Consider the following 18,515-nt stretch of genomic DNA (forward strand, 5'->3'; position numbering starts at 1 on the left):
TCACATTTGTGGGTGCACTTTTAATCTATAAATTTGCTGTCTTTTTTATAAAATAGTTAGGTAATGGCGCCTTGCATGCAGAGTTTTCTGTGAGCAAGGCGCTTTTTGTATGGAAAAGAGTTTCTTATGGTCAATATGATTGATACAGGCAACACCACATGGATATTGTGATTTGAACATGTTATAATAGGGCTATGAAACATTATATACGTTCTTATTGGACAAAATATAAACAATTGTATAAGAAAGGCCTAAAAGGCATTGCTGCCTTTCTTGCCATTGGAGCGATTATAGTCTTTGTACTAGCAACCATTGCTAGTCGTGGAATGGGCGTTATTTTTAATGAGGTTATGGCTCGACAAACTATGATGCGCGGTACGGTTACTGTTGAAAGTTTATCTGCTACACCGTGGGGAACTTTGACTTTTACAGGCCTTGTTTGGAAGGACCCAGAAGGGCATGAGTTGCTCAATGCACCAAGTGGGAAAGTCCGCGTCAATATGTGGGATGTGGTGACACGTAATTTTAAGTCCTCCGCTATCAAGGGCATTGAATTAGATGATGCGGTTATAGTTATTGATTTAGACGATAATAATCGGTTGGATTTCGCGCCCATATCTCCAGATGTAAATAAACCAATTAATGAGGTAGAGCCTCGTCCGAAAGCACCTAAAAAGACCACACAAGAACGGCAAGAGGAACTAGGTAAGAAAGTACGTAACTTTAATTGGCAAGGTCAACATTTAGATCTTAAGATTACACTTAGAAATAGTCAGTTAGAGGTCTTTAATAGAAATCGCCATTATGTGATAAAGAATGTAAACTCAAAAATTGATCTTGATAGTAAGAGGGCCATTCGTATCGATATGGAGACGGGCAAATTTGGTGGTACCGCCATAGGGGATGGTCTTGTATTAAAAGGTCGTGTAGATTTAAAGGATGTTTTAAAGCATCGCATGCCTCAACTGGATCTACAATTTGATGTGAAAGGGGTGGATCCATCATCACTAGGCTTTGGTGAGAATATTCATGATGCCATGACCTTGCTTACAAAGGTAACAGGTGATTTTAACCGTCCTTTTGCTAAAGGTCGTGTGACGATGCCTATTTTACGCATCCCCGCACTTACCTTTGAGAATGTAGTAGGAGATGTGACGTACCAAGATGGTATTTTGAATTTTGAAAACGTTAGTGCCAATGTATACAGCGGTAAATTGGAGGCTAAGGGTGTATATAATTTGGACACTCGAGCCTATACGATTACAGGCGTAGCAAAGGATTTAGACAGTAGTGTAGCCCTCAAGGCTCCTGAGTTCCTCGTGCCTGTATCGGCAAATTTGAACTTTAAAAGTGAAGGCCAACCTCGAGACATGGAGGTATGGGGGAACTTCTGGTCTGGTGAAGGGCACTATATGCTGATTCCAATTCAAAGTATTACGGGAAACTTTCACAATAAAGGGCGACATTTATCCTTTAGCGATGTGAAAGTAAATACGAAAATCACCACTATCACTACGGATGCTCTGCGTATCGATGATGGACAGCTCACGATGGGGCCCCTTAATATTACTTCTCACGGAGGCAGTAATTTTATTCTGTATGATGAGTCATTTGATGAAATTGATGAAAATATGACTCGCATTAAAGACGATATGAAACAAGCTAGGGAAAATAGTAGGCGTGCTTCTGACTCTGCAAAAGGCATCGACAAATCTGGGCTTACAGCGCCGGACATAAAAGAATCCATGAAGGATCTGAAACGGAGTATGGATACGGCAAAAGATAGTTTAGATAATCTGTCAAAAAACAGTAAGCAATAAACTGTATTGAGCCGTAAAGGGTGAGAAGAAACAATAAAGTAATAATATAAAGTAACGGAAATAATAAACTAGCAGAAATCAAAAAAGAAGGCAATTCATCATGGTGATGAGTTGCCTTCTTTTAGTTATAAGGTGCTAAATTATATGTAGCTATACGAAAGATTTTATTATCTGTTTAATCCATTAGAGCGTACATATTCGGTATTTTCTGTGTCTTTGGTATCTGTTTTGGTGTTAGTTCGTTTTACCGTAATAAGAGGTTTCTTTTCTTTGGTTTCCTCTTCTTCGTATGGAATTACTTTATCTCCTTGATCCGGTAAAAATGTTTCGATACCGTTTCGTTTGCCTTTTTGCGTGTTTGAATCAGTGGCCAATTGACTTTGTTGTGGAACGATGTATATTTCGTCTTTATTGATGGTTACATCATTTAACAAGAGTTTGAATACGTTCGGACTTACATACAGAATTCCGTCTACCATACGTGCTGCAGGCAGTAAAGATTCGGATGTATCAAGGTTGATGATTTGCAGTTTACCCTTGCGCACGACTTGTTTAGAGTCTGGTTGTACCGCTAAGGTAGCAATATTCATATCGATTAATGCCGTTTTTGTAGGGGCATCCCAAGATACTTTATAACCTAATGCTTCTGATACTTGACGTAACGCTACGAGTGGCTGACCGTCAACATAGATGACATTTGGTTTATTATCTATGGGCTCTAATAATATGCCATCTACATTGATATAATGCTGTGTCGTTACTGATGCAGGTCTTTTTAAACTCTGTGTCGTTGTAGCTGTCTCCGCTCCGACTGCTGCCTGTGCAGGTTGCACCATTCCGCTTGTGAAAGCTAGCGCCCCAACGGCTATACCGGACAAAATCAGTTGTTTTAATTTCATGGTAACCTCCATTGTGTATAAAACGTAACGATAAATCATAATGGGTACTATAACATGGATATATGAATATTATATTATGAATTTTAATTTTACAAAACTAATAAAGAAGAAGGGATGAATTTATCGATTTGCTATAGAAAAACGAAGTCAAATAGAAATTTTAAGAAAAGAAAGGTACTCTGTTCATAAAATTGCTAGTTTAATTGGTGTTCACCATTCTACTGTAGTAAGAGAATTAAATCGTGTTAAAGACGAATACTCTACGATTAAAGCACAACAGGTAGCAACTAGTAAGTCTGCTAATAAAGGAAGACTAATAAACTTAATACCTCAATTAGCGGCTTTAATTAAATCCAGATTATAACAAACTTGGTCTCCAGAAGCACTAATGCTGATTAATAATTGACCTAGGAAATGCCTTAAGTTTAAAACACCAGATTAGAAAATTGATTTAATTTTGTCGCATTACTTATTACAATTTAAGACAAGATTAAATGATTTATTAATGGTGGAATCCGGTTTAGATATTTTTATAACTCTACGTTTAGAAAGATAGTATAATTAAAAAAGGGGCTGTAAGCGAATTCTTTAAAAGCAGCATTTTGTTTATGGTCATTTTTATACGTTCATTTGAGGTGTGAAAAGATATTTAGTAATGTTGATTTGTAGCTTTTATATAATCTATATTGAGAAAGTACGTTGCAAGATCTGCCGGCTCTTTTGTAGTTGGTATAGTCGGTACGAAAGCTAGAAATTACGCAAAATATGAAATTAAATTTAATTTGAAAAAGGATGTAGATAAGTAATGTATCAAGATCTGATTATGATATTTGGTATTATATTCTTCATATACAAACTTATTACGCATAAAGGTAAGCTTAGTTTAGCTCGAATTATCTATACTTTTAGCTTAGTACTCGGGTGTGGAATATTTTTCATACGTAATTTAATATCTCCATTTACTATGTTGTTTTGGTGGATATTTTGTATGGGGATATCTTTAGTTGGAATGTACTTTATGCTTAAAAATGATGAGTTTGAAAGTGATAAAGTAGAAAAATATCATTTTAATTTTAAAGCAGGCGTATATGTTTGGTTATTTCTAGTAGCCTTATACATATATTTATATATTTTGACCTATTATTAGATACGCTGACCGTACATATAGCAGGATCTATTGATTAACGTATAATGCTAATATAAGGCATATGAATCTAAAAAAGGACACTATAGTCTAATCTTCAGTGAGCGGTATTACTGAATGGGTTGGAGCCATAGTGTCCTTTTAGTTTTTATGGATTTGATGTTCGAGAGCATGTTATTAGATGCATTAGTTGCTACTAACAGTTTAACTAGACCTGGGGGAGGACTTTTTTAGCACTACGTATGATATAATTTATTTATATTGAATGATTTCGCAGAATTTATATTTTATAGAAAGAGGTTCCTTATGGCATCCGGCAGATCTGAAAAAGAGTTACAAGGGGTAACGATGTTAGGTCACAAGACCGATTACCCAACTGATTATGCACCACAGGTGTTAGAGGCGTTTGATAACAAGCATCCTGACAATGATTACTTCGTTAAGTTTAACTGTCCTGAGTTCACTAGCTTGTGTCCTATGACAGGGCAACCAGACTTTGCCACAATCTACATTTCTTATGTACCAGATAAGAAAATGGTTGAGTCCAAGTCCTTGAAGTTGTATCTGTTTAGTTTCCGCAATCATGGGGACTTTCACGAGGACTGCATTAACATTATCATGAAAGATCTTGTGAAGTTGATGGATCCTAAGTACATCGAGGTATGGGGCAAGTTTACGCCGCGCGGTGGCTTGTCTATCGATCCATACGCAAATTACGGCAAGCCTGGTACAGAGTGGGAAAAGACGGCAAAAGAGCGCCTTCATTTCCACGACATGCAGCCAGAGCGCGTAGCATACCGTTAATATGGCATACGAATATTTAACAATGGTCGCATCCTTTATTACTTGTTTTATGATGGGTGTGACCTTGTCTTTACAACCTGCATCAATAATCGTAGGGGCTCACACTCATTTAAGAGAACAAAGTAAATGGACTCGCTGGAACGGATATATCATGTTTGTGTTGCTCCTATTTGTGTTAGATATGCTCGTAACGAATGGTATATATATTGCGTTTCACGATGTGTATGGTAATCTTTTGAACATTGTTTATCATGATTTCAATCCTATGGACATGTTCTTTAGTGAAAGCTTTCAAATAGTTGTTATTCTAGTCTTTTCGCTTGTGTTATTTCAAGTGTTAGGGCTCGTTGATTTAGCTCATGGAGAACGGGATTTATCCTTTTATTATGACCAAGTAGATGAGGGTAAACAGAAGTCATCTTGGATGGAGCGGTACATGGGGAGTCAAAGAGGCTTTCTTGGAGCGAGCTTGGTGGGTTTGCTCTATATGCTGAGAATGACGATAAAAACAATGTGGCCTTATATCGTGTGCCTAGTGTGGTTTAAAATCCTAGCTATACTTGTAAATGTATTAGTGTCTCCGAGTATTAACCGAATTATGCATGCTGATAATGAATTGACGACCCTAATCATTTTCGACCCATATATTATCACCTATGTAGTTGCTGGTTTCTTATGGGGTCATGTAGCATTACATCATGATGTAACTAAAGTATCGCACTTAGCTAGTAGCATGGCTATATATCTTATCCCTCGTCTTACAGTTTTGGTAGGAGCGGTTTTCTTTATAGGATTGGCCCTCATCATTATAATGGTACCCATCACATGGGATGGGGTACTTAATGCACTTACAACAAAATAGATAAAGCTAGTTATTTCCTGTATTTTTAGGGTTTTAAAAGTCGTTCTCATTCTCTTGACAATGAAATGATTCAAATGTTAGAGTATGGTTGTATTAATTGGAATACATAAACGGTTATACCCCGTGTATGGTGAATAACAAGGTGCAATATAATATCGTCCTTGGGATGTTCCTAAGGACGATTTTTATCATCTATCGCTAGAGGGAGAATTAGATGAGTATAGTAACAAACCAAACAACTGAACTTATCGGTAAAACACCGGTATATCAATTACAAAATACTAATATCTATGTAAAGCTTGAGAAATATAATGTAGGTGGATCTGTAAAAGACCGTGCCGTACTCGGTATGTTGCAGGCTGCAAAAGAGCAGGGTCGCATCCATGAGGATAGCATCATTGTAGAAGCCACAAGTGGTAATACGGGAATCGCTCTTGCTATGGTAGGCGCTATTTTACATATTAAAACAGTAATTATCATGCCTGAAAGTATGAGTAAAGAACGCCGTGAGCTTATTAAGGCGTATGGGGCGCAGCTCATCTTAACACCAAAAGAAACAGGTATGAAGGGGGCTCTTGAGCGGGCAAATGAAATTTTAGCAAAGTATCCAAATGCTTTCACCTTGGGCCAATTCGTAAATCCTGCAAATCCAGATATGCATTACCGCACGACGGGTAATGAAATTGTAGAACAAGTGCCAAATGTCGATGTATTTATAGCGGGTATCGGTACAGGTGGTACTTTCACAGGCGTTACAAGACGATTGAAAGAACATAATCCTAATCTAAAAGCCATTGCTGTAGAGCCAGCGGGATCTCCTGCTATTACCGAAGGTAAGGGCGGCCCTCACAAAATACAAGGTATTGGGGCTGGTTTCATTCCTGAAAACTTTGACCAAAGCTTGATGGACGGCGTGCAAACTGTAAGTGATGAAGAAGCTTTTAGCGAGGTGCAAACCTTTATGCGTGAAAGTGGTATCTCTATTGGTCTTTCCGCGGGGGCGGCCATTGTAGCGGCAAAACGCATGGCTCGTGAATTACCTAAGGCGAACATCGTTGTTATTGCACCTGATGGAGTAGAGAAATATTTATCCCTTTTGGACTTCGGCAATAATGAATACGTTAAATAATAGATTTTAGATAGATAAAATACGAGATTTTGAATGATAAAAGAATAGGTTCTATATAGATATAGCCTTATATATAGGAATATAGACCAAATATGTTGTATACTAGATATATCTATATTTCTGTAGAATGTAAGTAGAGTTATTTGAGATGGAGTCACTATGATGCAAGGTTTGCGCGATTTATGGGGCAAAATTCAATATAATATTAAGCGCGTAATGGATTCTGACCCAGCTGCCACAAGTGTATGGATGGTTATATGGACATATCCACATATTACGGCTTTGTTCTGGCATTTCTTTGCCCACCGTTTATATAAGGCGGGGTGGCCAATCTTGGCTCGTCGTGTGGCTCTCCATTCTCGTCATGTAACGGGCATTGAAATCCATCCAGGTGCGACGATTGGTCGCGGCCTCTTTATTGATCACGGTATGGGGGTTGTTATTGGTGAAACGGCTATTGTAGGCGATAATGTAACCTTGTTCCATCAAGTAACACTAGGTGGGATGTCTTCTAAAAAGGTAAAGCGCCATCCGACCATTGAAGATGATGTACTCATCGGTACGGGTACAAAAATCTTAGGGGATATTACGATTGGGGCGCGCACGAAGATTGGCTGTAATCTCGTTATCAAACATGATATTCCTAAAGATATGGTAATTTTTGAAACAGACCCAGAAAATATGTATGTTCGTAAACTTAGTCGCAATGCAACCGCTGCACAAGCAGAGGAGAAAAAAATCCCTGATAATTACATAGAATACTATATTTAATATAGAAACGTATTTAATATATAATCATATTTAATATAGAATCATACAAAGAATCATACAAAGAATCATACAAACCTCTAACTATTGGATTAACTAGTAGTTAGGGGTTTTTTATGATTCGAAGAAACATGTTTCTTCGAATTATTGGATTTAGATTTGGTATGTATTGTATTGGGGATAAGTTTGATTTAGTATGGTTATAATATTTTCATTAAACTTTTATACAAAAATATCTGCTCATGTATTGACATGGAAAATCATTATTGGTAGAATATAAACATAATCAATATTGATTATAAATTAAATAAACGAATTGATGGCGTAGAAACCAACTGTGTTTGTTCTGCTTTTAGAATAAACTATAATTGAGAATTAAGTGAAAAAAGGAGTTTTATTATGAAAAACGTACAACAAGTAAATCAATATTTAGCAGATCTTTCCGTATGGAATGTAAAATTACATAATTTACACTTCAATGTAACTGGTCCGCAATTCAAATCCATCCATGAATACTTGGAATCCATCTATGATGAAGCATTTGAATACTTTGATGCCGTAGCAGAACATGTGAAAATGCAAGGTCAATTTCCATTGGTAAATTCTGCAGAATACACAAAATTGACTAAAATCGAAGAACTTGGTCAAGAAGACATCCCTCAAGCAAAGGTAATTGATATCCTTCTTAAAGATTTTAAATACATGAATGATCAAGCTGTAGCAATTCGTGCAGCCGCTGATGAAGAAGGTGATTTCTTGCTCGTAAGCATGATGGAAGATCACGTTGCATACTATGTAAAACAGATCTGGTTCATCGAATCTATGCTGAAATAAGACGATTGACAATGCCTTATTGGGTATGATATGATTACCCAGTAAAGCATGGAGGATTACTCAAGAGGCTGAAGAGGACGGTTTGCTAAATCGTTAGGGCGGGTTACCGTCGCTAGGGTTCGAATCCCTAATCCTCCGCCATGTAAAGACCCCACATCACTCGATGTGGGGTCTTTTTGTATAATATATTAATTTATTATATTATTTATATAGGCCTAATTTGTGAGGATTCGAGTGAGTCCAAGGCCTTATTAGTATTGAATGACACAGGTGTGTAAGGGTATAGAGTTGACGTATGTCTAGGGGTTTCATATAATAGATTGTATAAAATGTAATTTTAAGGAGACTCTTATGAATACAAAACATACACGTCAAATGAATCGTATCCGTCGAGCGTTAGGCATTGGCACATTATGCCTCGTTGCGTCTGTTGGCTTTAGTCATGCTGAAAGTATTGCCATTCCAAGTGCACGTCCTATGGTGGATGGCGTAAGTGCTGATGTAGAGACTGTTAGTAGTTCTAGTAAAGGGCAACAGCATGTAAACTCAGATGTTATTACGCCTAATGATTGGACGTATACAGCGTTACAAAGACTCATTAAACATGGTGCTATTACAGATACCCACGGATTTACTTTTGATGGTGCTAGCTACACAAAGGATGAGCTTATGCCACTTATCGATGAGGTAGTCACAAAACGTGAGCAAATGAACGACAATGATCGGGAATATGCATTGCGTATCTACCAAGAAAATATGCGTGATGTAATGGATTACCGTATTGCTCGCGATAAAAAAGTTACTGACGAGCGCCGTCAAAAACTAGATGAAAAGCGTGCTGAAAAGGCTAAAAAATCTGGTAAGATGTATCAAGTATCCAAGGATCAACAAGAGGCTCTTGATAAGGCTGGTGATGAAGTAGCAAAACCGGAAGAACGCGCTTTAACAGATGAACAAATCAAAGAAAAAATGAAGAAATTCAAAATTGATGATTCTCGCGTTAAGGTAAATAATGAAGTGCGTATTCGTTACGCTGATTCCAAGGATAAAAAGTCCAAAACAGATGCTCGTATGCAGACGGAGATGACCTTCACTCTATAACTCTTAGTAAGGGGTTATAATGATTGATTTTTTAAAGAAACAGTTGTTTACTGTCCATCAAAATGGTAAGCAGCAGGTAAGTGAGGTCTTTAAATATATAGGACCTGGTATAATCGTAACCGTTGGATTTATCGATCCGGGCAACTGGGCTGCTAACTTGGCAGCTGGTGCCAGTTATGGTTACGAATTATTGTGGGTAGTCACACTATCTACGATTATGCTCATTTTATTACAGCATAATGTGGCACATTTAGGCATTGTACGCGGTCAATGCTTGTCGGAATGTGCCTATGAATTCTTACCGCGTTATGCATCTCGCTTTGTGCTTAGCACGGCAGGAATTGCGGCGGCAGCGACGGCCTTGGCTGAGTTTATTGGCGCCGCTATCGCCTTGAAGATGCTCTTTGGTATTCCTATCTTGATAGGCAGCATTTTGACGGCTCTTATCTGTACGGTCATGCTCATTACGAACTCCTATCGTAAATTAGAGCGAATCATTGCTGGCTTTGTATCCCTCATCGCATTGGCGTACCTCGTTGAGGTAAATATGGTCAACGTGGATTGGGCAACGGCTGGTATCGGTTGGGTGGATCCTAATATACCTAATGAATCGATGCTCGTTATTTTGAGTATATTAGGGGCTGTAATTATGCCTCATAACTTGTTTTTACACTCTGAAATCATCCAAAGTCGCCAGTTTAATACACAAGACCCAGCGATTATGAAACGGCAGTTGCGCTATGAATTCCTCGATACTTTGTTATCTATGGGGATTGGGTGGATGATTAACTCTGCCATGATTATATTGGCGGCGGCTGTCTTCTTTGCTCATGGTATTGAAGTAACAGAGCTTGAACAGGCTGAAGAGTTGTTGCGACCACTCATTGGACCCGCAGCGGGTATTATTTTTGCAATAGCATTGTTATTTGCAGGTTTTGCCTCATCCGCTACAGCAGGTATGGCGGGGGCAAGTATCTTTGCAGGAATGTTTGGCGAGTCTTACGATATGAAAGACTTCCATACGCGATTAGGCTTGGCACTAACATATGTTCCAGCATTATTGTTGATCGTGTTTATTACAGATTCCTTCCAAGCATTATTGTTCTCTCAAATGTTCTTGAGCTTGCAATTACCAATCACCATCTTCTTGCAACTTTACATGACAAGTAGCCGCAAGGTCATGGGAGAATACGCGAACCGTAAATTTACAAATATTCTCTTATGGAGCATAGGTATCATCGTTACGATCATGAATATCTACTTATTGATTGTAGGCTAATAGAACATTCTTTGTTAGTTACCAAAAGGTTTATTATAAAATCATAATTAGAATACAGCATTAGAGTACAATATTAGAGTATAATATTAGAGTACAACATTAGAATACAAAATTAAAATGCAAAGGACCGCTATGGCGGTCCTTTTGTCATGTTGCTAACGTATCTATTATGTGAAAAGCGTATCTTTGAATACCCAAGAGGGGTATAAAATATGGTACAATTAAAAATAGTATAATTAAGATTAATATAATATCTGTTGGGGATATTCCTTAGCAGTGTGATATATGGAAAACTAGGAGGCCCTAATGGCAAAGGAAATCAAAGTGCAAGAGACAATACAATCTGATTTTAGTGTTGTGGTTAACGACATTGCTGAAGAGTTATTGACGCGCCTCAATATGGATGAGGATGGTTCTGTTATCGATATGTTCCAAACAGGCTCTTTTGATCCTTGGCAGTTATTCGTATTTTTTGGCGCTTTAGAAAAAGCTCTTATTGAGTTCAGAACGGATAAACGCAAGAAAACGGTTATCGTTCATGCACAACCTGAGGCTCTTATTGGCATAGGCCGCGTAGTGACACCTGTATCTACTATGCTTGAGCATGTATTGATGTCTCGTTTGAACGACATGAGCGAAGGCCGCTTGGAAACAGGCATGCTTACAGTATCTGCTGAAAGTATCGATTATGAAGGTGTAAACCTTAAAGGGCGTCACGTGGTTATCGTATGCGACCTTGTAGATGAAGATTCTAATTATCTCAAAGAATGCATTAAATTATGTAAAGAATTGAAAGCAAGCCACGTAGTGGCGGTGCCTCTCATGTTGTGGAACCCAGAATTGATCGATAATTTGACAGAGGAATCTATTAAGGCGGAATTATCTCATGAAAATCGTCCTCTCTCCTAGTAAGACAAAAACGATTACCGATGTTGCTAGAAATGATGAGGCAGTACATCATGCAGTCCGAGACAGCCAATTTCAGCCGAACATCACGAAAAAGATTATAAATCATGTACAATCTCTTGATGTAGCAGCTCTTGGAAAGGCGCTAAAGCTAAAGGCTGATAAGGCACAGGCTGTCTTTGATTTTTACCAGGACTTTGAGTCCCATCCAGTAGGTATCGCTTGTGAAAGCTACGATGGTATTGCTTTCAAATATTTAGACTGGTTGAACTTATCTGATGAAGCCAAGACCTTTGGTGAAAGCCACCTCGTTGTGATGTCCGCGTTGTATGGTGTCGTTGAACCTAATATGGGGGTGCGCAACTATCGACTCGATATGGTTGATAAGGTAGGCGTTAATTTATACGATACATGGCGTGAAGCAGTGGATGCATACTTTCACAAGGAAGATTGGATCCTAAACCTAGCATCTAAAGAATATGCAAAAATGGTGAACCATCCAAAGGTGGTAACCATTGAATTTTGGGAATTACGGGGCAACACGTTTAAGCAGATGAGTACGTCCTCCAAAATGAGTCGAGGTGTGATGGCTCACGAATGTTTAACACGACAAGTGAAACATGTGCGGGACTTGCCGCGCGAAATTAATGGATTTACCTGTGTCTCTGACATTGAATCCATTACCATACCAAGCGAATCGATGACGATTCGTTACGAAAGGAAGTGATTGTTTGCAAGTGCAAGACATTCTTGCAAAAGACCTTGTCGGTGATGAATGGCTGACCGAGGAGGAACTAAGATTTCTCATGTCTGTAACTGATGAAGAGCAGTTGCAGTTGATATATAAAAAGGCCTACGAAGTGAAGGCAAAATACGTAAAGCCTGTAGCGTATTATCGTGGCCTCATCGAGTTCTCGAACCGATGCATTAAGAATTGTAATTACTGCGGTATCCGCCGAGAAAACGATAAGGCGGAACGCTTTGATATGAATCGCGAAGATATCATCAAGATGGCACAGTGGGCGTACGATCATGAATATGGTTCCATTACACTCCAATCTGGTGAACGCTGTGATGATGCCTTTGTGGACTATGTTGTGGATTTAATTCGCGATATTAAAGCCATTGGTGATGGTTCTCTTGGCATAACGATGTGTGTAGGGGAACAAAGCGAAGAGGCGTACCGTCGCATGCGTGAAGCTGGTGCGAGTCGTTATTTATTACGCATTGAAACAACCAATACAGATTTATACCATAAGATTCATCCTCGTGATGAATTACATTCCTTTGAGACGCGCGTAGAATGCTTACGTCGTTTGCGCCGCGTAGGCTTCCAAGTTGGCACAGGTGTTATGATTGGTCTACCTGGGCAAACAGAAGATGATCTCGTAAATGATATCTTGTTCTATCGCGATATGGATATCGACATGATCGGTATGGGCCCTTATGTGGTGCATCATGATACGCCTCTGGGCCAAGAAGCATTGGCAATGGGCATTGATGATGAAGAGGGTAAGTTGCGACGAGTTCAACTGGGCCTCAAGATGATTGCCCTAACTCGTTTATTCTTGAAAGACGTAAACATTGCGGCAACTACTGCCTTACAAGCACTAGATAAACTAGGCCGTGAAAAAGGTTTAGCGGCTGGGGCGAATATCCTAATGCCTATCATCACCATTCCTGAACACCGTGCAAAATATTTGCTATATGATAATAAACCTTGCGTGGACGACAATGCAGAACAATGTAAAGACTGCCTGACGCGCCGCGTAATGTCCATCGGTGATACAGTAGGTTGGAAACAAAATGGGGACTCCAAACACTACGGTAAACGGACGGGAGAATTTTAGTATTCTATGATTTACCTATATCTTTTAGTGAATTATATATTTACCACTAGTATTGCCTATATATAGATGGGACCCCGTTACATAATGACAACTTAATTAAAAAAGACGGTCTATACTTGCTTGCTCCTCGTTCCTGATGTCGCTGCACAAGTACAGACCGTCTTTTTTATAACTTTGTGAGAGAACTAGTCCCATCTATATATAGGTTATACCGATAAGGTTATATTAATAATTTAATTAAGCTTAGGCTCTACATAGAAATACTAAAATTATATAATCCTCTTTTTGGAGAAATTTTTCTCAGAAAAAGAGGATTTTTCTATTGTAGTGTCGAAATGTATTAGCAAAGCCGTAATTTGCCAGTAAGGAGGCGATTCCAATGAAAGAGTACAGTAGTGATAAAATTAGAAACGTTGCTGTTGTTTCCCACGATGGTGCGGGCAAAACAGCTCTTGTTGAATCCTTGTTGTTAACTTCTGGTGCGGTTGATTTCGTAGGTAAAGGTCAAGATAATAAACATATTATGGACTTTGAACCGGAAGAAATTAAACGTAATGTAACTATTCAATTGGGCATGGCGCCATGTGAGTGGCATGACCATAAGGTTAACTTCATAGACACTCCAGGCTATAACGAATTCCATGGCGAAGTTCGTGCCGCTTTGCGTGCTTGTGATGGTATGTTGATGGTGCTATCCTCCACATCTGGTGTAGAAACTGACACAGTTCGCGCATGGGATTATGCAGTTGAATTACAAATGCCTCGCATGGCATTTATCAATAAAATGGATGTTGATGGTGCTGACTTCTTTGGCACTATTGAAAGAATGCGGGAATTATTTGGCAAAGGCATTATGCCATTGCAGATTCCTATCGGTGAAGGTGCCGATTTTGAAGGCGTTGTAGACGTAGCGAAAATGACTGCGTTTACTTATAAGGACGGCCAACCAACAGAGGTCGCTGTACCAGCTCACCTTATCGAAAAGGCTCAAGAAATTCGGGAAATGACCGTAGAAGCCGCGGCTGAAGGTAGCGATGAGTTGTTGGAAAAATATTTAGAAGGCGAAGAATTATCCTTAGAGGAAATCCGCCAAGGCTTGCGTGAAGGGATGATTAGTGGCCGTGTGTGCCCAATCATGTGTGGCAGTGCCACATCTCGTATTGGCTTAGATCAAGTATTGGATCGTATGATCCGTTACATGCCGGATGCAACTAAAAAAGTGATGACCGCAACTGATGCGGAAACCGGCGAACAATGTGTTGTACATGTAGATAAACCATTAACTGCATTCGTATTTAAAACATTGTTAGACCCATTCGCAGGCAAACAAAGCTTTGTACGTATCTTCTCTGGTGAACTGAAAGAAGGCGATCGCCTTTATGATGTAAACCAAGGTGTAGAAGAAAAATGGGGCAAGATGGTTACCCTTATCGGGAAGCAACAAATCCCTGTATCTGCTGCTAAAGCTGGCGATATCGTAGTGATACCGAAATTGGCCAATGCTAAGACCGGCGATACATTAACGGCTCCTGACTTTAAAGTAACATACGATGCTATTCGTTTCCCTCAACCTCTATATACAGTGGCTATGGAGCCAGTGAAAAAAGGTGAGGAGGAAAAATTAGCTAGTGCTGTTCTTAAAGTGGCAGAAGAAGATCCTACTTGCGTAGTAGTGAAAAATGCTGAAGCTCGCCAATTACAAATCGATTGTATGGGCGAAGTACATCTTGAGCATATCCTCAACAAAATGGACCGTAAATACGGCGTACAAGCTAAACTTGTGGCTCCATATATTCCATACCGCGAAACCATTAAAGGCTCTGCTGAAACCGAGTCTAAGTATAAGAAACAAAGTGGCGGTCATGGTCAATATGGTCACGTTAAGATTCAAGTGGATCCATTATATGATGGTAGCGAATTTGCATTCGTAGACAAAATTTTTGGTGGTGCTGTACCTAAGCAATACATACCAGCAGTGGAAAAGGGTGCCAAAGAAACCCTAGATAAAGGCCTAATTGCAGGATATCCTATGATTGGCGTGCAAGTGACACTCTTGGATGGATCTTACCACAGCGTAGACTCCTCAGAGTTAGCATTTAAAGTAGCTACGTCACAGGCTATCAAGGATGTGATTCCTAAGGCGAAACCAGTACTATTAGAACCAATCTATGAAGTCAACGTGTTTGCACCAGATGCTTTCATGGGCGACATTATGGGTGATTTGAATAGCCGTCGAGGTCGTGTATTAGGCATGGAACAAAGTGAAAGAACCGGTATTTCCGTTGTTAAAGCACAAGTACCATTGGCTGAAATGTCCGATTATGTGACTGCATTGCGCTCCATTACACAAGGACAAGGCGTATTTAACCGTCAGTTCTATACCTATGAAGAGGTTCCACATAAGCAAGCGGAAGAAATTATCGCTGCTCATAAAACCCAAGAATAAGGTAATGGCCACATGCTGTATTTAATACAGTTTGAATCACTACAACTGAATAGACAATTGCATAATGTAACAATTTAATACTGTAACAATTTCATAGTGTAATGATTGACGTAAGTCATAAATTTGAATAGTATTTTACTGAGGCCCTCCATATATGTAGCGTATGGAGGGCTTTTACATAAGAGAATAGCTAGTTCTTTATGTATATATGTGCTAACATAAAAGGTAATATAATTGGTTTATTGTGGTGCCATATCCATAGATATTGTGAAAGGATTGTGTATGTTTTTCTCTAATATTACCGCAGATTATACAAAAATGGGCTATCCTAAAGCCATCGTGCGCGCTTTGGATTTCTTGAAAAACACAGATTTGAAAGCGTTGCCTGGAGGGCGTCATGCCATCGAGGGTGACATGATGTATGCTAACGTAGATGATGTAGAAACAAAACTATTTGAAGCTACAAAACCAGAATCGCATCGTAATTATGTAGATATCCAATTTATGGTGAGCGGCGAGGAAAACATGGGCTTTTTCGTAGATAAAGGTCTCGTTAAACCTGTGGAGTCCTATCCAGATCGAGATTGCTATTTCTATCCTAATGAAGCGGTTGATGAAGGGCAAATCCATTGCCCAGAAGGGTACTACACCGTATTCTTCCCCTCTGATGTTCATCGGCCCTTGCTTGCTGTAAACGATAAACCCATCAAAATCCGTAAGGTGGTTGTGAAAGTTCACGTATCTTTGCTCGGTGACTAGCATGAAACAATATGAAGTTATTGGTGTTATTATAACTTTATTAGGCGCTGTTTTATGGGGTGTATCAGGTGCATCCGTACAGTTCTTAAGCAATTTTAGAGATATGAATTTGGAATGGCTAGTAACTATGCGATTGATTACAGCAGGTTTACTAACTGTTATTTATGCATGGTTTAGATTTGGAAATTCTATCTTTAATGTATTTCATAGTGTAAAGGATACGCTAGGACTCATTATTTTTGGCGTATTTGGAATGGCATTATGCCAATATACATACTTTAGATCCATTGCTTTAGCTGGAGCTGGCATTGCAACGGTTTTACAATATCTGGCGCCGTCTATGATTATTATTTACCTGCTGGTTCGCTATGGTAAACGACCATCCAAGGGGGAGACGGTTTCTGTTATACTTGCCTTAGTGGGGACCATTTGTTTGATGGGGAATGGTGATGGTCTTTCTATTAAAAGCTTCCCGATGGCGGTTCTCGTATGGGGGCTTTTATCTGCTGTCGGTGTAGCCGTATATAGTATTTCTCCTGTTGATTTACTCTACAAATATGGCACGTTGCCTATTGTGGGATTCGGGATGTTCATTAGTGGTATTGTAGCCGCTATATTATTCCATCAACCGAATTCATATGCAGTGTGGGACGCATGGACTATTATTGGTTGTTTCAATGTCATATTCCTCGGGACGATAGTATCTTTCAATGCCTATTTAGAAGGGGTTAAACGAATTGGGGCCGTACCAGGATCTATTTTGTCATCTATTGAACCTATTTCGGCGGCTTTCTTTGGGTGGGCTTTTTTAGGAAATGAATTTAGTCTATTAGGGCTAATTGGTATGGCTATGATTATTGCTACCGTTGTTATCATTGCATTAGAGAGCGGGAGGGGCACATGGAAGAAAAGCAATGGAAGGGCATGAGCCTAGCCATTATGGGGGCCTTGTTTTGGGGACTTTCAGGCACATCTGTACAATTTCTTGAAAGTGCAAAGCATATTAATGTAGAGTGGTTACTAGAGGTGCGTTTGCTTGTAGCAGGGATATTAACCATTGGCCTTGCTTATCTGCGAGAGGGAAAACGTATTTTCTCTATTTTTAAAGCACCTAAAGATATAGGCAAGTTATTAATATTTGGCGTACTAGGAATCGCTTTGGCTCAATATACATACTTTAGAGCCATCGCCATTTCAGGGGTAGGAGTTGCTACAGTGCTTCAATACGTAGCGCCTACGATGATTATTATTTATTTGTTTTTACGGTATTTTAAAAAGCCATCTACGCCAGAGTTATTTTGTATACTACTTGCTTTGGTGGGCACAATCTGTATTGTCATGCAAAAAGGGCTGGATATTTCATCCTTTAATGAAAAAGCTTTATTTTGGGGCCTTGTATCGGCAGCTAGCATTTGTGTATATACATTCAACCTATTGAGCTATTAAAAACATATGGCACCACCGCTATTGTAGGCTTTGCTATGTTTATCTGTGGCATCTTATCTGTTATCATGTTCCAACAATTTGATTCAGAAGCCGTTGTAGACAGTATGACCTTATTGGGGCTCTTTGCTATCATAATTTTGGGCACCGTAGTATCCTTTAATGCCTACATGGAAGGAGTAAGGCTCATTGGGGCCGTACAAGGATCCATTCTTTCATCACTAGAACCCATCTCTGCGGCTTTATTCGGTTGGGCTCTCCTAGGGAATGAGTTTACCGTTATCGGTATTTTCGGTATGATATGTATCCTTGCCACCGTATTCATCATCGCTTGGGATAGACAACGAACTATTAAACGAGAGGTACTGACAAAACTGAATAAAACAATATTAGAATAAATTGATAAGCACACATATATCACAGAAATCATTTCGTGGTATATGTGTTTTTTGTTATAACATACAGTATATT

The 18,515-nt window shown here is 39.2% G+C and carries 16 protein-coding genes, 1 tRNA gene and 1 pseudogene; 17 read left to right on the top strand and 1 reads right to left on the bottom strand.

Annotation, left to right across the window (positions count from 1 at the left end; genetic code table 11):
* Nucleotides 1–194 precede the first annotated feature (194 nt).
* The gene (locus HMPREF0873_RS07080; RefSeq protein WP_008603217.1) at nucleotides 195–1,820 is read left to right on the top strand and encodes a membrane biogenesis protein AsmA; all 1,626 of its coding nucleotides are present in this window, start codon (nucleotides 195–197) and stop codon (nucleotides 1,818–1,820) included.
* Nucleotides 1,821–1,987: 167 nt separating this feature from the next.
* Here HMPREF0873_RS07080 and HMPREF0873_RS07085 read toward each other — a convergent pair whose 3' ends face one another.
* Nucleotides 1,988–2,719 (bottom strand): copper amine oxidase N-terminal domain-containing protein, encoded by a 732-nt coding sequence (locus tag HMPREF0873_RS07085; RefSeq protein WP_038125747.1) that lies wholly within the window; start codon nucleotides 2,717–2,719, stop codon nucleotides 1,988–1,990.
* A gap of 133 nt (nucleotides 2,720–2,852) precedes the next feature.
* Between HMPREF0873_RS07085 and HMPREF0873_RS09890 the strand changes: the two genes are divergently transcribed.
* The 16 genes and pseudogenes from HMPREF0873_RS09890 to HMPREF0873_RS07165 all read left to right on the top strand — a co-directional run bounded on the left by HMPREF0873_RS09890 (nucleotide 2,853) and on the right by HMPREF0873_RS07165 (nucleotide 18,442).
* Entirely contained in the window at nucleotides 2,853–3,083 is a 231-nt protein-coding gene (locus tag HMPREF0873_RS09890; protein ID WP_255324102.1) for a helix-turn-helix domain-containing protein, read from the top strand.
* Between the two features lie 1,086 nt (nucleotides 3,084–4,169).
* Entirely contained in the window at nucleotides 4,170–4,667 is a 498-nt protein-coding gene (queF, locus tag HMPREF0873_RS07095) for a preQ(1) synthase (protein ID WP_004697960.1), read from the top strand.
* 1 nt (nucleotide 4,668) lies between these two features.
* Nucleotides 4,669–5,529, top strand: a complete 861-nt coding sequence (locus HMPREF0873_RS07100) for a hypothetical protein (RefSeq protein WP_008603210.1) — start codon at nucleotides 4,669–4,671, stop codon at nucleotides 5,527–5,529.
* Between the two features lie 214 nt (nucleotides 5,530–5,743).
* Nucleotides 5,744–6,658 carry a cysteine synthase A gene (cysK, locus tag HMPREF0873_RS07105; protein ID WP_008603208.1) on the top strand — a complete coding sequence of 305 codons (915 nt, stop codon included), beginning with the start codon at nucleotides 5,744–5,746 and terminating at the stop codon, nucleotides 6,656–6,658.
* 159 nt (nucleotides 6,659–6,817) lie between these two features.
* Nucleotides 6,818–7,429, top strand: a complete 612-nt coding sequence (gene epsC, locus HMPREF0873_RS07110) for a serine O-acetyltransferase EpsC (protein ID WP_038125748.1) — start codon at nucleotides 6,818–6,820, stop codon at nucleotides 7,427–7,429.
* A 396-nt stretch (nucleotides 7,430–7,825) separates the two neighbouring features.
* Complete coding sequence (locus tag HMPREF0873_RS07115) at nucleotides 7,826–8,260, top strand: DNA starvation/stationary phase protection protein (protein ID WP_008603204.1); 435 nt, start codon at nucleotides 7,826–7,828, stop codon at nucleotides 8,258–8,260.
* A gap of 50 nt (nucleotides 8,261–8,310) precedes the next feature.
* Nucleotides 8,311–8,401 (top strand) — tRNA-Ser (locus HMPREF0873_RS07120).
* Between the two features lie 210 nt (nucleotides 8,402–8,611).
* On the top strand, nucleotides 8,612–9,361 hold the full coding sequence (locus tag HMPREF0873_RS07125; RefSeq protein WP_008603203.1) for a hypothetical protein: 750 nt from the start codon (nucleotides 8,612–8,614) through the stop codon (nucleotides 9,359–9,361).
* Between the two features lie 19 nt (nucleotides 9,362–9,380).
* Nucleotides 9,381–10,640, top strand: coding sequence for an Nramp family divalent metal transporter (locus HMPREF0873_RS07130; protein WP_008603201.1), 1,260 nt, complete (start codon nucleotides 9,381–9,383; stop codon nucleotides 10,638–10,640).
* A gap of 306 nt (nucleotides 10,641–10,946) precedes the next feature.
* Nucleotides 10,947–11,549: a hypothetical protein gene (locus HMPREF0873_RS07135; RefSeq protein ID WP_008603200.1), complete on the top strand. Its 603-nt coding sequence runs from the start codon at nucleotides 10,947–10,949 to the stop codon at nucleotides 11,547–11,549.
* Nucleotides 11,527–12,273, top strand: coding sequence for a YaaA family protein (locus HMPREF0873_RS07140; RefSeq protein WP_008603198.1), 747 nt, complete (start codon nucleotides 11,527–11,529; stop codon nucleotides 12,271–12,273). Before HMPREF0873_RS07135 ends, HMPREF0873_RS07140 begins: the two co-directional genes overlap by 23 nt.
* Nucleotides 12,274–12,277: 4 nt before the next feature.
* On the top strand, nucleotides 12,278–13,396 hold the full coding sequence (hydE, locus tag HMPREF0873_RS07145) for a [FeFe] hydrogenase H-cluster radical SAM maturase HydE (protein ID WP_008603196.1): 1,119 nt from the start codon (nucleotides 12,278–12,280) through the stop codon (nucleotides 13,394–13,396).
* A gap of 379 nt (nucleotides 13,397–13,775) precedes the next feature.
* Nucleotides 13,776–15,842 (top strand): elongation factor G, encoded by a 2,067-nt coding sequence (gene fusA, locus HMPREF0873_RS07150; RefSeq protein ID WP_008603194.1) that lies wholly within the window; start codon nucleotides 13,776–13,778, stop codon nucleotides 15,840–15,842.
* A 282-nt stretch (nucleotides 15,843–16,124) separates the two neighbouring features.
* On the top strand, nucleotides 16,125–16,601 hold the full coding sequence (locus HMPREF0873_RS07155) for a YhcH/YjgK/YiaL family protein (RefSeq protein ID WP_008603192.1): 477 nt from the start codon (nucleotides 16,125–16,127) through the stop codon (nucleotides 16,599–16,601).
* Between the two features lies 1 nt (nucleotide 16,602).
* Nucleotides 16,603–17,529 (top strand): DMT family transporter, encoded by a 927-nt coding sequence (locus HMPREF0873_RS07160; protein ID WP_008715178.1) that lies wholly within the window; start codon nucleotides 16,603–16,605, stop codon nucleotides 17,527–17,529.
* Nucleotides 17,502–18,442: pseudogene (locus HMPREF0873_RS07165) on the top strand (DMT family transporter). The gene HMPREF0873_RS07160 and the pseudogene HMPREF0873_RS07165 overlap by 28 nt, the downstream one beginning before the upstream one ends.
* The last annotated feature ends 73 nt before the right edge of the window (nucleotides 18,443–18,515 follow it).

This window comes from Veillonella sp. 3_1_44 (assembly GCF_000163715.1).
Classification (GTDB): domain Bacteria; phylum Bacillota; class Negativicutes; order Veillonellales; family Veillonellaceae; genus Veillonella; species Veillonella parvula_A.

Bases quoted from the DNA above. Each gene is read 5' to 3' on its own strand.
- HMPREF0873_RS07080 (WP_008603217.1), top strand. From the start codon at position 195: ATGAAACATTATATACGTTCTTATTGGACAAAATATAAACAATTGTAT.
- HMPREF0873_RS07155 (WP_008603192.1), top strand. From the start codon at position 16,125: ATGTTTTTCTCTAATATTACCGCAGATTATACAAAAATGGGCTATCCT.
- HMPREF0873_RS07085 (WP_038125747.1), bottom strand. From the start codon at position 2,719: ATGAAATTAAAACAACTGATTTTGTCCGGTATAGCCGTTGGGGCGCTA.
- epsC (WP_038125748.1), top strand. From the start codon at position 6,818: ATGATGCAAGGTTTGCGCGATTTATGGGGCAAAATTCAATATAATATT.
- HMPREF0873_RS07115 (WP_008603204.1), top strand. From the start codon at position 7,826: ATGAAAAACGTACAACAAGTAAATCAATATTTAGCAGATCTTTCCGTA.
- HMPREF0873_RS07160 (WP_008715178.1), top strand. From the start codon at position 16,603: ATGAAACAATATGAAGTTATTGGTGTTATTATAACTTTATTAGGCGCT.
- cysK (WP_008603208.1), top strand. From the start codon at position 5,744: ATGAGTATAGTAACAAACCAAACAACTGAACTTATCGGTAAAACACCG.
- HMPREF0873_RS07140 (WP_008603198.1), top strand. From the start codon at position 11,527: ATGAAAATCGTCCTCTCTCCTAGTAAGACAAAAACGATTACCGATGTT.
- HMPREF0873_RS07125 (WP_008603203.1), top strand. From the start codon at position 8,612: ATGAATACAAAACATACACGTCAAATGAATCGTATCCGTCGAGCGTTA.
- HMPREF0873_RS07135 (WP_008603200.1), top strand. From the start codon at position 10,947: ATGGCAAAGGAAATCAAAGTGCAAGAGACAATACAATCTGATTTTAGT.
- HMPREF0873_RS07130 (WP_008603201.1), top strand. From the start codon at position 9,381: ATGATTGATTTTTTAAAGAAACAGTTGTTTACTGTCCATCAAAATGGT.
- fusA (WP_008603194.1), top strand. From the start codon at position 13,776: ATGAAAGAGTACAGTAGTGATAAAATTAGAAACGTTGCTGTTGTTTCC.
- queF (WP_004697960.1), top strand. From the start codon at position 4,170: ATGGCATCCGGCAGATCTGAAAAAGAGTTACAAGGGGTAACGATGTTA.
- HMPREF0873_RS07100 (WP_008603210.1), top strand. From the start codon at position 4,669: ATGGCATACGAATATTTAACAATGGTCGCATCCTTTATTACTTGTTTT.